The 16,026-nt window shown below is 67.8% G+C and carries 13 protein-coding genes; 6 read left to right on the forward strand and 7 right to left on the reverse strand.

Annotated elements, in window-relative coordinates:
• Positions 1–78: 78 nt before the first annotated feature.
• The 7 genes from E3O25_RS14670 to E3O25_RS14700 form a co-directional block, all read right to left on the reverse strand.
• Positions 79–1,740: an ADP-ribosylglycohydrolase family protein gene (locus tag E3O25_RS14670; protein ID WP_206750222.1), complete on the reverse strand. Its 1,662-nt coding sequence runs from the start codon at positions 1,738–1,740 to the stop codon at positions 79–81.
• Positions 1,741–1,757: 17 nt separating this feature from the next.
• Positions 1,758–2,657, reverse strand: coding sequence for a hypothetical protein (locus tag E3O25_RS14675; protein WP_092106078.1), 900 nt, complete (start codon positions 2,655–2,657; stop codon positions 1,758–1,760).
• Positions 2,658–2,720: 63 nt separating this feature from the next.
• A complete protein-coding gene (locus E3O25_RS14680; protein ID WP_134361514.1) occupies positions 2,721–3,893 on the reverse strand; it encodes a hypothetical protein in 1,173 nt (390 codons plus the stop codon).
• A gap of 93 nt (positions 3,894–3,986) precedes the next feature.
• On the reverse strand, positions 3,987–6,524 hold the full coding sequence (locus tag E3O25_RS14685; protein ID WP_134361515.1) for a hypothetical protein: 2,538 nt from the start codon (positions 6,522–6,524) through the stop codon (positions 3,987–3,989).
• Positions 6,525–6,535: 11 nt separating this feature from the next.
• The gene (locus E3O25_RS14690; protein WP_134361516.1) at positions 6,536–6,889 is read right to left on the reverse strand and encodes a DUF6507 family protein; all 354 of its coding nucleotides are present in this window, start codon (positions 6,887–6,889) and stop codon (positions 6,536–6,538) included.
• 36 nt (positions 6,890–6,925) lie between these two features.
• Complete coding sequence (locus E3O25_RS14695) at positions 6,926–7,246, reverse strand: pore-forming ESAT-6 family protein (RefSeq protein ID WP_092106086.1); 321 nt, start codon at positions 7,244–7,246, stop codon at positions 6,926–6,928.
• Positions 7,247–7,256: 10 nt separating this feature from the next.
• On the reverse strand, positions 7,257–7,601 hold the full coding sequence (locus E3O25_RS14700; protein WP_370448771.1) for a hypothetical protein: 345 nt from the start codon (positions 7,599–7,601) through the stop codon (positions 7,257–7,259).
• A 252-nt stretch (positions 7,602–7,853) separates the two neighbouring features.
• Here E3O25_RS14700 and E3O25_RS14705 point away from each other — a divergent pair, with 252 nt between their 5' ends.
• From E3O25_RS14705 to E3O25_RS14725, 6 genes are read left to right on the forward strand one after another with little or no spacing between them, the layout of a single operon-like run.
• Positions 7,854–8,987 (forward strand): FHA domain-containing protein, encoded by a 1,134-nt coding sequence (locus tag E3O25_RS14705; RefSeq protein ID WP_134361518.1) that lies wholly within the window; start codon positions 7,854–7,856, stop codon positions 8,985–8,987.
• Positions 8,977–9,264: a hypothetical protein gene (locus E3O25_RS17035; RefSeq protein WP_166787755.1), complete on the forward strand. Its 288-nt coding sequence runs from the start codon at positions 8,977–8,979 to the stop codon at positions 9,262–9,264. Before E3O25_RS14705 ends, E3O25_RS17035 begins: the two co-directional genes overlap by 11 nt.
• Positions 9,261–10,580: an EsaB/YukD family protein gene (locus E3O25_RS14710; protein WP_166787756.1), complete on the forward strand. Its 1,320-nt coding sequence runs from the start codon at positions 9,261–9,263 to the stop codon at positions 10,578–10,580. The genes E3O25_RS17035 and E3O25_RS14710 overlap by 4 nt, the downstream gene beginning before the upstream one ends.
• On the forward strand, positions 10,581–11,456 hold the full coding sequence (locus tag E3O25_RS14715) for a hypothetical protein (protein ID WP_092106093.1): 876 nt from the start codon (positions 10,581–10,583) through the stop codon (positions 11,454–11,456). It begins immediately after the preceding gene.
• Complete coding sequence (gene eccCa / locus E3O25_RS14720; RefSeq protein WP_134361519.1) at positions 11,453–15,385, forward strand: type VII secretion protein EccCa; 3,933 nt, start codon at positions 11,453–11,455, stop codon at positions 15,383–15,385. The genes E3O25_RS14715 and eccCa overlap by 4 nt, the downstream gene beginning before the upstream one ends.
• A complete protein-coding gene (locus E3O25_RS14725; protein WP_134361520.1) occupies positions 15,382–15,951 on the forward strand; it encodes a hypothetical protein in 570 nt (189 codons plus the stop codon). The genes eccCa and E3O25_RS14725 overlap by 4 nt, the downstream gene beginning before the upstream one ends.
• Positions 15,952–16,026 lie beyond the last annotated feature (75 nt).

Genomic DNA, 16,026 nt, shown 5'->3' on the forward strand with positions numbered 1-16,026 from the left:
GCCGGCATCCGTTGGGATGGCGGCGATGTGGTGTTCCAGCAGCCTCTCGTCTCTCGCTACGGGCAGGTGCGTCTTCCATCATCGCGCTTCGGCGAGGGCATCGGCTACACCGCGCGTCGTGGCCAGACCCTCGACTCCGGCCACGAGCGCTGAGGGCAGCGCTGACTCTCCATGGAGAGCACCGAGGATGTTGCCGCAGATCGCGCCGGTCGAGTCGCTGTCACCGGAGTGCGTCACCGCGAGCGTCAGGGCTTCCATGACCTGGTGCGCAGCCGGAAACGCGAGCGCGCAATAGACCGCAATGCCGAGGGCCTCCTCCGCAATCCAACCAGCCCCGAGAGATTCCACTGTCGCCAGCGTCGGGGACGCCGTGTGGGAAAGCCGCAAAGCCTGGTCCAGCGATTCCGACGTGAGCGTGAGCCGGTACCCTTCCTGGGAAGCGGCGTAATCCCGGGCGGCCAGAACGCTCAGCTCGAGATCGCCGCCAGCAGCCAGCAGCCGCACCAGCAGGGCCAATGCCCCCGCAGCGACGTGCGCAACCGGATGGCCATGGGTGATCGCAGCAGCGGATGCCGCGGCCGCGAAGACCGTCTCGGGGCTCCACCGCAAAACCAACCCGAACGGCGCGCTGCGCATGACAGTGCCGCAGCCCTTGCTGTCATTCTGCGCGTCGGGCACCGACAGTGTGCGATCCGTGATTTGGGACAGCGCCCCCATAATCGTGTTTCCGGGAGCTCGTCGAACGTAGAGCCACCGTTCGCTCATCAACGCCGAAGTCGCGGCTTCGCGCATAGGGCGGTTTTCCCACCCGTTCTGGGTGTCATACCAGTCGAGATAGGCCCGCGCGAGCGCGTTTCGCGTGGCCGGCGGGTCGCTGGCTCGCGTCGAGTCGCGAGCGAGCGCATCCGCTGTGAACAGCGTCATCTGCGTATCGTCGCTGACCACACCGAGCGAGCGGTTCGGCAGGGCCAGATAGTGCAGCACGCCCGCCGCGCCGACCGAGGCGAGGATGCGTTCGGCCGACCAGAATTCCACCGGATAGCCGAGGGCATCGCCGATGGCACCGCCGACCAGGCAGCCACGCACCCGATCCCGATGCCGGACCTGTGCCGCAGTTTTTCGCTCGGCGAGGCCGACCGAGTCGGGCACGGCGAGCGTGGTCGCGGCAGTAATGAGGTGAGCGATCGGGTGGGCGCAGGCCCGCGACAGCGTGATCGCATCGAACTCCGCCGCGATCTCGGGCCACGCCCCGCCGGACTGATCCGGATCCTCGAGGCGATAGCCCCGACCATCGGCCGGAGGCAGGATCGACAGCGGTGCCGCGGGCGGGTCGATCCATCGGTCGCCCCACGCTGCGGCGCCGATCGACCAGACGACAGCCCGCAGGAGCAGATCGGGATTGGCGAAGACGCCGAGCTCTCGTTCCACGCCCGAGGCGAGGGCTGAAAGGCGACTCTGGTGGGCGTCGAAGGTCACCATCATCGCTGGTGCGCCGGGCACGTCGATGCAGACCGAATTGCGGGTCAGCTGCAACGCGGCACCGGGAATGAGGAGCGTCAGCTCGTGCAGGCAGCGCAGCGCAGATTTCAGCCGCTCCAGCAGGAGATCATTGCCCGATTTGGGCCCGCCCATCGTGTCGATCCACTTGGTGAAATTGATGGGGTGGCCGAGGTGACGCTCGGTCGCGGCGCGGATTCCTGACCGAAGGAGCAGCACCTCGGCCTGCAGCGGCCCTCCCATTTCAGTGAGTCGCCCCATTACGGCGAGGTCAGCTGAATGGTCTTTACGTCCTCCAAGGCGGCCTTGGGAAGCGTTATCTCATAGACTCCGGCCTCGAGTTTGATCAGGCGCAATCCCTCCGCGAGGTCCGCATTGTGGCCCACATATGAACCCCGCGACAGGACGACGCCGGTGTCGTCACTCCACTCGTCGACAATGCGCAAGCGAAGGCCATTCCAACTCGCCTCCACGTTGAGCTCGACAATATCTCCAGCTTCCGCCCGGGCAATCTCTCGTCGCCATTTGCCGGGAGCGGTCTGCGCGAACAACGGATCCGCGGGTTGCTCATCCATCGCGAGTGCAATGCGGGTTCCGCCATCCAACACGTCTGCGAGGTAATACGCCTGATTGAACGACGCGAGCGTTCCGACGAAGCGGGAGCGTGGCGACCGACGCGCAACTGCCAGGCCGTCGACCACCCAGCCATGGCCAACATCCGGATACCGCGCCAGTTCCTGACTCGACCCGTCGGTAAAAATCCGCACAAGCACCGAGTCGGGAGCGAGACGAGTATGGGTGAGCCACCACAGAGGTACGATTCGCTCACCGGCCGTCGCGAAACCGGTTCCCGTGAAAGGCGCCCGATCAACGAAGGGCCCGTCCGTCATCGACCGAGTCGCCTGGTCGATGCCGCCGATGGCGTTGACCAGTTGCTGGGTCGGAGTGGACGGAAAACGGAGCACGTCGAGGTATGGGTCGCTTGCCGAGAATGGCGACCCGGGATAGCCCAGGCCGTGGATCTCGAACAGTTGTGCAGGCGTTGTCGCGAAGGCCACGTCACCGGCTTGGACTGCGAAACCTGAGACGCGATCCCACCCGGACGTCAGATATGCGGCGCTGGCCTGCGGTGTGACAACTTTCTGCAGAACCGTATTCACTGTGTGATCTCCAACTTCGATGATTGTCTGGCTGTGAACGCGACGTATCGCAATGTGCGAGAACTAGTGACGGCGCCGATCGGGCATCTGCCAACCGAACCGAGGCAAGTCTGACAGCGCCACCGGGTGAATCGTGTAGCGCAGTTGAGAGACCTGCTCGAGCGGGGCTGAAACCGCGGACACGAATGCCACGTCGTTTGGCTCGTCGAGACCCTCCACCGCCCGCATTTCGCCCTGCCACTCAACAGCGGACTCTATTCGCCGAGCGCTGGTCACATCCTCTTCGGCATCGCCTGGCGCGACGATCGTGCGCCATTCCATGGGGGAATGTCGCTCTGTGCCGAGCGCGTAGAGCCCATAGTCTTCGGTCACGGTCTCACCGAGGTCCTTGCGCACGATGATTCCTTCGTCGTGCTCATCCCGGTCGCCGGGTAGCACCACGACGCCCGCTCGTCCGCGAACGTGTGCCACGCACCCGATGACCGTTCCCCGGCCGACGGGCCGTTCTGCACTTGACCACGAACGCAGGCTGAGCTCGGTGCGCGAGACGACTGCCGACCATCCGCTCTTCACGTTCGCCCCGTGCCGAATTTCGGGATGCTCGACCGCTGGCAGTCCTCCACGCTCAACGAAGATGTGCGCGCGGGTGCCTCGGATTCCCGCGACCTTCACCGTGATGTCACGCCACACCGCGGTCCATTCCACATACCGCAGTCCCGGCACCTGGTCGCGCGGCACCAGACGGGTGAACGACTGATACCCGTCCGGCTGCCACTCATCGCCCGGCGGCTCGCCATCGTCCAACCAGACCAGCTGAAGTTGCGGCACGCCGGCCAGGCTGACCGTGCCTGCGGAATCGGCAACGCCGAAGTCCGTACCGTCGATCGTCGTCAATAATCCGGGCAGGGGTGTCTCGTCGTCGATCACGTCGAAGACCGACGTGCGAGTCAACCAGAAGCGATCGAGATCAAGAAAACTCACCTCGCCAGACATCAACGGCAATCGCGAACCCGGGTAGCTCCCGTCGAGATACTTGAGGTTGTGCACACCGCTGAGGGGCAGTTCACCGTTCACGGCCACCAAACCCCGCGGGCTGACCGACTCCACGTGAACGCGAACCCCGTTGAACCGTGCCCACCCCTCTAGGTGCACGCGACCCCCCGGAATGGCTCGGTCGCGCAAGATACTCAGATCACGCGGATGAGTCAGGTCGCTCGGGTCATTGTCGAAAATCACGGCTGGACTCCTTCTCGAAATCGACCGCGCGCGCGCCGCCGGCAACCGCCGCAATCCCATCCAGTCTTCCAGAGGGGGCAGCACCTCGGGAACTCATCGAACGGGTGCGGCAAAACCTGATGGCGTGGCGTCCAAGAACGACCGTGGGTTCAGCGAATCGACGAGGACCCAGCTGCCAGCGATCGATGGGTTCGACCGGTCGAAGACGCCCACAAGCTCCCGAGTGCCATCGGGCAGCGTGCGCCACAACTCGCTGCCGTCCGGCAAGGCGATCCGATTGCGACCAAAGGTTGCCTCGGGTACGAAACCCGAGCCGGTTCCAGAGAAGCCCGAACCGCGGAACGGATTCTTCGGGTCGAGTGCCTGCGCGAGTTCTCGAACGAGGGAGGGGTGTCGTACCTCGAGGGCGGACTTCTCGGCCGGAAACAAATTGTCCCAAAAGGCCTGGACGGCGTCAGCACGCAGGATCGCATCTGAGATGCTGAAAATACTGTCCGGCAACTCGGCCTCCATCCACTGCACTGCTGAATCCGGTACGCGCGGGGCGGCAACGCCCGAGGTTTCGAAGCGCACGTCGAAGTACGGGCGCCCCGCGGCGATATCGCTGGTGTACTGGCTGCCGGGATAGTTGAGTCCCAGTGCATCGTGCATCTGTGTCGGCGTCATTCCAGCCGTGTCCGCCGGGCGAGCCACAAAACCTTGCAGGTCCTGCATCGTGACTGGCATTTGATCGATGATAATCTCGGCCTGTTCCCACGGAACCGTCTTCTGCAGGTGACCGGTGTTATCGGGAGAGGGCAGGGCATCCCGGATATCAATCAGGAGTGACATCTCGTGGCGCGTCAGGCCCGCCAGGGGCGTCTCGACGAGGCGTGTGAATTCCGGCATCGATACACCGGCACGATCGAGAACCACCGGCAGGCTGTCTTCAAAGGACGAATATCCGGCCGCTGCGATCCCGCTGTCGGAAAACGCGGGTGTGTACGAGGTTCCATTCTCCAAGGCCACCGGCGCGGATCCATTGAACACCGTTCCGGCGGGGCCAGCATCAGTTGATGGTGCATCGGACGACGTCGCGTGGGGCGTGACGTCGTCGATTGCGCCCGCGGGCGCATCCGCTGTGGGGCGGGGCGCGGCGTCAACGGGCACGTCGACGTGCGCAGCGACCGGAGGTGCGGCCGCTGCGGCGGAAGGCGTTACGCGGTCGGCGATGCTGTGCAGCGCGCTCCCGCCGCTGCCAGCCTCGCCAACGGCCAGGTGCGGCGGCGCGCCAAACCCGACAGCGCCGTCCGGAGTCACGGCCAGGTAGCCGGGCTCGATGTGCACCGCGGGAGTCTGGTCGGCGATGGAGTGCAACGCCTGGGCGAGCGCGGCGCGACCGGTCGAGACACCGGAGAACAGGCCGGTTTTGGCCAGGTCGGTGACAACCGTGAGACCCTGGCCGACGTGGAGTACTGCGCCGCCGGCCCGGGTGACTACCGTCACGCCCGGCAAGACGACGTCGATGGTGTGACCGATGATCGACGACACGCGCGCCGTGATCGTGCCGGCCTTCACCCCACCGACGACCGCGCCTCCGGGGATGAAGAAGGTGCCGATGTTGAGCAGTGCCGTTCCGGCCGCTTCAGCCGGGTTCTCGGCCCACTTGTCGGCCGCGACGATTCCCTTTGCCGCAGCGAACAGCGCCTCCTGCGAGCCGTTGACGAAGTTCTGGGTGCCGTGCAGCCAGCCAGGAACCGACGACTTCGGCACCGTCATCGACAGAATCGAGATCGGCCCGACCAGGGCGAGACCGGCCACGGTCATGCCTAGGCCAGACCACACCTGCCCGGCCAGCTGGCCGTCGCCCCACTGTCCGGTGTCCGAGTTGTAGCTCAGGAGTGCGCCGCCGCCCTCCCACATGCCCACGGCAGAATCGGCGATGCCGTCGCCGAACGACTCGGAACACGACCGGTCACCGTCAGTAGCCGCGCCCCACGGCAGGGACACGCCCTCACTGTCAAGGTCGGCGACGGTCAGCGCCATGGCGTCGACCACACACACGTCCCTGCGCAACGCATTGATCGCGTTCACGCAGTCGACCCGTACCGTGTCGAGCGCGGCGACCTCGACGTTCACCCGGTGGATCAGGTCTTTGTTCTCTTCCACGGATGGCTTGTGCTCACGCCAGTTGATCACCGTCGGTCCCATATCGGCGAAATCGGTCACCATGAAGCTCAAGACGCCCGCGTTGTAAGCGGGGTGGTCGCCGTCCCAAATGTCGACGGTGACGCCGTCGGACACCCGGGCGACGAACGCCCGAGCCTCCTCGCGAATGATCGCCAAACGCGCCTTCACCGGAGCCACATCGTCGGCGAAGTTGGCGATAATCGTCGACAACGACGAGAACGTCTGCCCCAGCGCCGCGGAATCCACGGCGACCGGCGCCATCACCTCCAGCAACTCGGCTGACTCCGGCGCCACATACACACCCGACAACCCCGCCCACTGCGTGACAACCGCGGCGCCCTTCTCGGTCACCGCCGTACCCGCCGTCGAAAAGCCCGTCGCCGACCCGGCCAGCGTCGCCGGATCGATATCCGCCCCCGGAATCAGATCGGGCTGAATCAGATCGCCATCAACCAGGCACATCTGCGCGGCCATCAGGACGCACCGGTGAAGAACGACAGGTCACCGGATGACGCGGCCTGGCTCGCCGCCGCCTGCGCGGTCGCCGCCATCTCCTCGTCACCCTGCACATACCCGATGGTGGCGGTGCTGGCCCCGAGCGAGCCCGCCGTGATGCGGTTGCCGATGGCGATCAGGCGGTTCTGCTCGCTCGTGATCAGCGCCTGCACGGCTGCCGGAACGTCGGCCAGGCCGGAGCCGGCACCGCTGGTGAGCTCGGAGAATGCCGTCGACATGCCGTCGAGCGCACTGCTCAGCTCGGTCGCGGCGGTTTCCACCGATGCGAGCACGGACTGCACGCCAGGCGCGTTGATACTCCAGCCGCTCATTCCCCCGAGCCTTTCCGTGCGCCCGAAGGCAGACGTTTATCCGATGTTTTGAACGGCGGAACGACCACGAGCGAGAGCGGCCTGAGCGGTCTCATCGTTCGACGCGAGGGAGGTGCGCAGGGACGTGATGATCTGCTTCACCTGCCCGGCCACCGTGTTCCAACGAATTTCCTTCGACGCGTACTCTTCCGACACGCCGTCTGCCTGGTAATCGGCCATCATGGCCTTCACATCGGCGTCGCGCTGGTCGATGAGGGCCTCGAGTCGACCCGCAATAGCGTTGAAGTTGTCCTGCGCATTCTGTGATGCAGCAATGTCATAGTCGCGACGATCCGCCGCGTTACCGCCTGAAGCCATGAGAGTGCCCCTATCCCCGTGAACCGAACCGAGCCGAGTCGAAACCCGCCCCGGATTGTGCTGATGTCGTCTGGTCAGCGAGCTCCTGGTCGGCCTGGCCGAAGGCCACATCCTGGTCGGCGATACCGGTGAGGATCGACGACAGCGCGCCGTTCAACTCAGCCGAAATGGAATCCGTCTCGTTCTTGAACCGATCGAATGCCGCACGGCCAGCACCATTGAACCGGCCCTCGAGCGGCGCAGCGGCCTCGAACAACTGCTTCACCAGCGTGCCGAGGTCGTCAGACGACGTGCTGGTCTTCTTGACGAGATGCGACAGAACGTCGGCCCCCATCGCGAACTTCATGCCGGACATCGTGTACCCCCAATAGTCGGTGAGCCCTCAGGATAGGCCACCAAGCTGTACAGCGGGGGTTTTTGGGTAAAGCTGCACAATCCTAGATGAAATGCTACCCCCCGTACGCGCAGCGCCCACCCCACCCCCAAGGTGGGTGAGACCTCAGGATAGGCTACTCATTAACCTCGGGGATTTTGGGCAATGGGGCGACGTCGTTGGCGCGCCGGGGAACCCCACTGTGGGTGATCTATCGGAAGCTGGGGTGCACACGTGGGCAACGCACTCCTCGGCGCGATCAGTTGCGGCCGGTGCGGCGCCCGGTTGCCCACCCTCGGCCACTACTGCGACCGCTGCGGCGTCGTGTGCATCGCAGCCCTGGCGCCTGGATCGAGCCACGGCATGCTCGGCGGCGTCGTGCCGGCCAGCGTCAGCCTGCGGCTCTGGTCCCTTTCTCTCGATGCCGTCCCAGCCGTTGTGCTGGTCGCCCTCGCCGTGGGCGGGGCGCTCACCGGGCACGGTGCCGTGGCTGTCCTGCTCGCATTGCTGCTCGCGGCGTTCCTGGTGCTTCAGGTCGCACTCTTCACCACGTTCGGGCGCAGCGTGGGTCGGTTGCTGCTCGGGCTGCGCACGGTCGACTCCCTCACCGGCCTGCCGCCGACGACTGTTCGGGCCGCGGCCTCGGTGCTGGTCGTGACGCCCCAGGCGGCGGGCGCGACCGTCACCACCAACCTGCGTCGCGGACGCGACCCGCTTGCTCCCGCCCTGCCCCCGCTCGGCGCCGACCAACTCGGGCACAACGTGCGCCCCTCGCACTCGACCGCGCACACCGGCGGCCTCGAAGCCGTCAGCATCGATGCGGCCGGGCCAGCGACGGTGATGCCGGAGGTTGCGCGCGAACCCGTGGCGCAGCATCCGCTCGACGCACCGGCGACACTCGCAGCACCCGCAGCACCCGCAGCACCCGCAGTACCCGCGCGCGCGGTGCAGCCGGCCGACGACGGCTACGCGCCGAAGCCGCCGGAAGTGGCGATGGTCAGCATCGTGCTCGACAACGACCAGACCCTGCAGGTCGCGTCGTCGCTGCTGATGGGTCGACGACCGGCCAATCGAGCGGATGGCGCGCAGCATCCGCTGTTCGCCTGGGCCGACCTGTCGCGCACCCTGTCGAAGACGCATGCCCTGCTCACCTGGTCGGGATCACTGCTCTGGGTGACCGACCTCGGCTCCGCGAACGGAACCACCTTGGTGACGCCGTCAGGCGAGCGGATGCGCCTCGTCGCCGGAACACCCACCGCCGCCGCCAGCGGCTGCACGGTGGAGCTCGGCGATCGTACCTTCGGGGTGCGCGTGCCTGAGACCACCAACGCCGAGACAATGGAAAGAAGGTCGGCCGGTGTCTTCTGACCACGATGTGGTGCTGCTGGAAACAGTCAAAACGCACCGCGACCGGCTGCGTGCCGCCTTTCTGTTCGGCGAGTTGTCGGAGCGTCGCACGGCCAATGACAATGTGCGCCGAGTGATCGGGAGCATGGTGCTGGCCGCCGTGCTGTGTGCGGGCTGCATCGGCGTCTCGTTCGTGGTGGACCTGCTGGCGCAGCGCGCCGCTGCTGCCAGCCAGACCCAGACCCCCGTCGCCCCGGTGCCCACACCGACGACAGCAGTAGAAACGGACACCCCGTGAGTGGATTCACCCGGCTCACCATTGTGGGCCGCACGCGCAAGGCCGAAATCGTCGTGCCCAACGACGAGACGATCGCTGCGCTCATTCCCCAGCTGATGGACCTGCTCGACGAGAACACCGGGTCCGTGGCCCGCCCGCTCACCCTCGTACGCGCGACCGGTCAGCAGCTGGACACCGCGTTGACGCTGGCCGACCAGGAGGTCGCGGCCGGTGAGCTGCTGCGCCTGCTGCGGGTGGACGAAGCTCCGGCGCCGCCCGAAGTCGCCGACGTGACCGACGTCGTCGCTGAAGCCCGCGACGATCGGCGCGGCCTCTGGCAGGCTGCACACCGACAGGGCGTCGGTGCCGTGCTGGTCGGCCTGCTCACCGGCACCGCTGGCTGGCTCGCGATCCCCCTGGGAACGTCGGCCACCCCGGTCGCGCTCGGGCTCGGCATCGCCTTTCTGGGCTGCCTCGCCGTCGCCACGGCCCTCGGCCTGCTCGGTCGACGCTGGCCGGCCATCGGCTTCACCGCCGCCGCGTTCGGCCTGGTTCCGGCGACGGCGCTCGCTCTCGCATCCGCTCTGCTGCCAACGGATGCCGCAGCCCCCGCCGCCATCGTCGCCTTCGGCCTCGCCTGGCTCACGATCGGCCTGGCCCTCGGAATCGGTCTGGGCCTCCGCCCGGCCCTGCGGGCGAGCGCCCTCGCCCTTATTCTGGTCGTTCTCGCACTCGCGCTGCCGTTCATCGGTGTCGGCGGGCTGGAAACGGCCGGGATCGTCGGAATCACGGCTGCTCTGATGTGCGGCCTGCTGCCCTGGTACGCCATGAACAGTTCGGGACTGACCGGACTCGATGACCTCGTGATCGCGGGCCGGCTCACCCACCGCGCGGCGGTGCTGACGACCGTCAACGACGCCTATCGCTCGCTGACCTGGTCGACGGTGGCCGTGGCCGTGCCGCTCTTCGTCACCGCCACCGCGCTCGCCGCCTCGGCCAACGGGTGGGCGATCGCGCTCGGCGCTGCCCTCGCCGTGGTCACGGCCCTGCGCACGCGCGCCTTTCCGCTGGCCGCCCAGGCGATCACCCTGTGGGCGGCGGCGCTGCTCACCCTCGTGCTGGTGGCATTCGCGCACGCCGACGGCTGGGGCATCATCGTCGCGCTCGTGGCGCTGGCCGCGATCACCCTGGTGACCGTGGCGCTGACCCCGCCGCCGCACACCAGGGCCCGACTGCGACGGGTGGGCAACGGCATCGAGATGCTCGCTGTCGTCTCGCTGCTGCCCGTACTGCTGGGCATTTTCGGCATCTACCCCGACCTGCTGGGAACGTTCTAAGTGTCACGCATCGCGTCGGCGCTGCGCTCGCTTCCGCTGGCCGTGCTGGGCAGCGCGAGCGCCCGCCTGCACGACCTCACCCAAGCGGATGCGCGCATTCGCATGCCACTCACCCTCAACCGGCGCATCGGGGTGGTGCAGGTGGCCGGCGGCGTCGGGGCATCCGTTGTGGCGGCGAGCATCGCCAGCATCTTCGCGCACCGCCGCACCGGTCTGGTACTCGGCGTGAACGCCTCGGCCGGTTCGCACAATATGCTCTGGCACGCCGGAGTCGGCAGCGGTGACGCCGTCGCGGGCCAGGCCGCGCCGGCGACGCCGAGTGAGACCCGGCACGCCACCGCGGGGTTGGGCGTGGCACCGTCGGGCCTGATCGGGCTGGAACTGCGCGACCCGTCGCAACCGACCACTCCGGCCGCGAGCCGCACCTGGTTCGACCTGATCAACCCGCGCTCGCGCTTCTTCGACCTCGTCATCACCGACTGGGGAGTACGCGGCTGGCAGATCGACCTGTCCCAGGTGGCCGTGGCCAGCCACGTCATCTGCGTCGTCACCCGGTCGGAACGCCACGCCATCGAAGAAGCGGCCGCGATCGTTCCGGCCTTGCTCGGCCGGGCCGATGCCCCCCGCATCGTGTTCGTGATCGTCGATGTCGGTGGCGGGGCACGACTGACGCCCCGCCTGGGCATACTGCCGCACCTCGGCGTGCCGATCGTGCACGTGCCGTACGATGCGGCGGCCGGCGGCGCCACCCCCGTGGCCAGCGAAGACCTGAGCACGGCAGCCCGCATCGCCCACGCCATCCTGGCGGGCACCATCCTGGCCGAGGCGCAGCTGACGCTGCTGCCGGGCCCCGCCCGAATCGAGGCCCGGCGATGACCCTGAAACTCATCCACCGTCCCACCCGGGTCACCCGGCCGTTGCGACGCCCGGAACCCGAGATCATCTCCCCGCCGCCGGCCATGCAGGACGGAGCCCAGGGTGGGCTGCCCATCCAGGCGCTCATCCCGGTGCTCGGCGCGGCGACCAGCGTGGTCATGATGGTGACGCTGCGCGGCAACGCCCTGTTCATGGTGATCGGCGCTCTCATTCTCATCGTCGCGATCGTCGGCGGCCTGGCCATGGCCCTCACCCAGCGCGGCAACGCCGCCCGCACCCGCCGCGTGCAGCGCGAACGTTACCTCGACTACCTCGAACGGCTCCGCTCCCGTATGCGCGGCCGCGGCAAGGATGTACGCGCGCTGGCATCACTGCTGAGCCCCGAACCGGCCGCCCTGATCGAGCTCGTCCGCGATCCCGGCCGCCTGTGGGAGCGCCGCCGCCAGCACGCCGATTTTCTGCGTCCCCGGCTCGGTCTGGGCGATCAGACCTGGTTCGACCTGATCATTCCGGCTGAACAGAACCCGGTGCAGCCCTTCGACCCGATTCTTGCGGGCGAAGCCGGCCAGGTCGCCCTGCACTACTCCACCCTGCGCGGTATGCCGATCGAGCTGCGGCTCGACGGGGCCGGCACCGTCGCCATCATCGGCGACCGCTCCGACACCGTGCAGGTCGCGCGTGCGCTCATGCTGCAGCTGGCGGCCCTGCACGCCCCTGACGATGTGCACCTCGCCATCGCCTACCCACCCGGTGCGGCCGGCGACTGGGCCGGCGTCGACCTGCTCCCGCACTTCGTCGATGAATCCACCTTCGACGGGCCGGTTCCGGCTCGCCGTGTCGCGCCCGATATCACGGCCCTGCGCAAGGTGCTCGGCCAGGAACTCGGAGATCGGGCGCAGCTCGCCGCGACATCCAAGCGCAGCGGCAGCAACGCCGTGGTCGCCGAGAACTCCCGGCTCATCGTTTTTGTCGACGACTACGGCCACGTGGCATCCGCCCTGCCAGTGCCCGATGCCGACCTGTCGCCGTCCGACCTGCGCATCACCATGGTGCACCTGCTCAGCGATCGGCTGCACGAGCCGTCGGACGTGACCATCCGGGTGACGGTCGCCGACGGAAACGCCGAAATAACGGATGCCCGCGACGACGCCGACGGTCAGGTCGCGGTGCAGCGGGCCGTGCTCGACCGCATTTCCGGGGCGCTGTTCGAGACGGTCGCCCGCATGCTCACGCCGCTGCGGCTGAATCTCACCCGTCAGGACGAGGTGGAATCAGCGCGAGCCGTGGATATCGCCGAGCTACTGGAGATCGACGACATTGCCAACTTCGACACGGCATCCGCTTGGGAACAGCGTTCACCGCGTGACTTTCTGCGCGTGCCGATCGGGCTCGATGATTTCGGCGAACCGGTGCTGCTCGACCTGAAGGAATCCGCCCAGCTCGGCATGGGACCGCACGGCCTGTGCATCGGGGCGACCGGTTCGGGCAAGAGCGAACTGCTGCGCACCCTGATTCTGGCGCTCGCCCTCTCGCACGGACCCAAGGACGTGAGCATGGTGCTCGTGGACTACAAGGGCGGCGCGGCCTTCGCCCCGTTCGCCGGTCTGCCGCACGTGGCCGGCATCATCGACAACCTCGCCGATGACCCGCAGCTCACCCAGCGGGCCCGCGTGAGCATCGCCGGGGAGGTGGTGCGGCGCCAGCAGTTGCTCAAGGACGCCGACAACTCCCCCTCGATCACCCACTACCGCGAGCTGCAGGCCACCCGGCCCGACCTGCCGGCACTGCCGCACCTGCTCATCGTGATCGACGAGTTCGGCGAGCTGCTCGCCGCCGAACCTGACTTCGTCGACCTGCTGCTGACCATTGGCCGCATCGGGCGCTCGATCGGGGTACACCTGTTGCTCTCCAGCCAGCGCATCGAAGCCGGAAAACTGCGCGGCCTCGAAACGTATCTCTCCTATCGCGTGGGGCTGCGCACGTTCTCGGCCTCGGAAAGCTCGATCGTGCTCGACACGCCCGATGCCTTTCACCTGCCGGCCATTCCCGGCTTCGCCTATCTCAAGGTCGACACCTCCGTGTACCGCCGGTTCCGCTCCGGCTACGTCTCCGGCGCCCTCGCCCTGGCTGAGCTGACGCCGAGCGACCTCGGCGGCGACCGGCTCGAAGCCCGCCGGCTGCCGCTGTACAACGGGCTCGGCCAGCGTGACGACTCCGAGACCGCCGAAGAGGCCCTCGCCCGACCGACGACCGGGCGCATCCTCGTTGACGCCGCCGTCGACGAACTGCGCCACGCCGACCAGGCCGTGCCGCCGATCTGGCTGTCGCCACTGCCAGAGCGGATGGCGCTCTCCCGCATCATCGCGGACGCGCCAGCGTCGAATCTGCAGGTGGCGATGGGCCTGCTCGACGAGCCCGAGAAGCAACGACAGGACCCGTGGCTGGTCGACCTCACCCGTAGCGGCGGCCACCTGGCCATCTTCGGGGCCCCGCAGACCGGGCGCAGCACCTTTCTGCGCACCATGGCCGTATCGCTGTCGCTGACCCACACGCCGCGGCAGGTCAGCGTGTACGCGATGGACTTCACCGGTTCCGGACTCACCCGGATCGACGGTTTTCCGCACGTGGGCGGCGTCGCGACCCGGTCGAATCCGGACCGGTTGCGGCGTCTACTGGAGGAACTCGCCGCCATGCTGAACGTGCGAGAACGCCTGTTCGCCGAACGCGGCATCGACTCGCTCGCCACCCTGCGCAGCCAGCACGCCGCCGGACGCATTCCGGAGCTCGTGGCCGCCGACATCGTGTTGCTGGTCGACGGGCTCGGGGCGCTGCGCGCCGACTTCGAAGGCCTCGAACCGGCGCTCTACGACCTGCTGGCACGCGGGTCGAGCTTCGGCATGCACGTGGTCATGTCGATGACCCGCTGGAACGAGCTGCGCATGGCGCAGCAACCCCTCATCGGCACCCGCATCGAACTGCGCCTGAACGACGCCATGGATTCGCAGATGGGCCGCAAACTGTCCGCCACGCTGCGGGTCGACCAGCCGGGGCGAGCGCTCACCGACTCCGGCCTGTTCGCGCAGATCGCGCTGCCGGTACTCGAAGACACCGCCGACGAGCTCATCGGTGACGAACTCGCAGCGCTCGCCGCCCGCTCGGCGCGCAGCTGGGAGGGCCCGGCGGCGGCACCGATTCGACTGCTGCCGGAGAGTTTCTCGGCCGACGAACTGCCCGACGCGATCGACTCCCCCGACGCGGTGCCGTTCGGGTTGCGCCAGGACACCATGGAACCCGCTTACCTCGACCTGGCCGCGACCGACCAGCACCTGCTGGTATTCGGTGACCACGCTTCGGGCAAGTCCACCCTGCTGCAGGGCCTGATCCAGGGCCTGACCGATCGGTACACACCCGACGAGCTCGTCATCGCGATCATGGACGTGCGGGGGGAAATCTCGGTGGCCTGCCCCGACGACTACCTGGGCGGAGTCGCCGCATCGAGCGGCGAGGCCCGTACGCTCGCCACGGCGATCGCTGGGGAACTGACGGCGCGGCAGGCATCCGCTGACCGCACCGTGGGGCCGCGCATCGTCGTCATCGCCGACGACCTCGATATTCTCGCCTCCGGCGGCACCGAACCGCTGAACCCGCTGCTGCCGTTTTTGCCGAGCGCCCGCGAGCTGCGACTGAACGTCATCGTGACGCGTCCGGTCGCCGGCGCGACGCGGGCACTCTACGACGTCGTGCTGCAGTCGCTGCGTGACACCGGGGCCACGAGCCTGATCCTCAACGGCGAACGCTCCGAAGGGCAGATCTCACCCGGTGTGTATGCCGAGCAGCTCCCGCCAGGGCGCGGGCGTCTGGTGCGACGCGGTGACCGGCCGCGCATCGTGCAGATCGCCCAGGCGCGCGTGCCGGTGGTGGTCTCGTGACCGTGCGCATCGTGCTCGCCGGCACAGCCGGCGGTGTGGGTACAACCACCCTCACGGCACTCTTGTTCGATCGCGTCTCCACCTCGGGCGGCGTCGCCACCCTGGCCGACCACACCTCGGGCGACCTCGGCGCGCGGCTGGCCAGGGGCGACGGCTCCGCCCTGGTCGACCCCACGGTCCTGCTGCATGACCTGGGCGCGCACGCCGAGGGTGAAGGACTCGACCTGCTCGAATCACCGAGCGGTCTCGGCATCGTGGTGACGGCGAACACTCCGATCGGGCTCGCGGCCGCGCATCGTGTGCTGCAGGCAGTGCGGGCGAGGTACAGCGAGGCGGGGCTGGCGCGCACAACCGTTGTGGCCATCTCCAACGGTCGGCGCCCGGGCACTGCCGGGCTGCTCGACGCCCTCTGGTCGGAGTTTGGGCGCGAGATTCTCGTGGTGCTCGGTCACGACCCGGCCCTCGCCGGCGGCGGCCCCATCGCCGCCCACCGGCTGGACTGGCGCACTGTGACGGTGCGCGACCAGATCGTTCGCCGGCTCCGGACCCTACCGGGCAGACTGTAGGCGGCTAGTTCGCTCGGGGCAGGCCGACTGCGGAGGTCGACCCTGTGCCGGGGTGAACTCACCGCACGCTGGGTA

The organism is Cryobacterium sp. TMT1-3 (genome assembly GCF_004402315.1).
GTDB classification, from domain to species: Bacteria; Actinomycetota; Actinomycetes; order Actinomycetales; family Microbacteriaceae; genus Cryobacterium; species Cryobacterium luteum.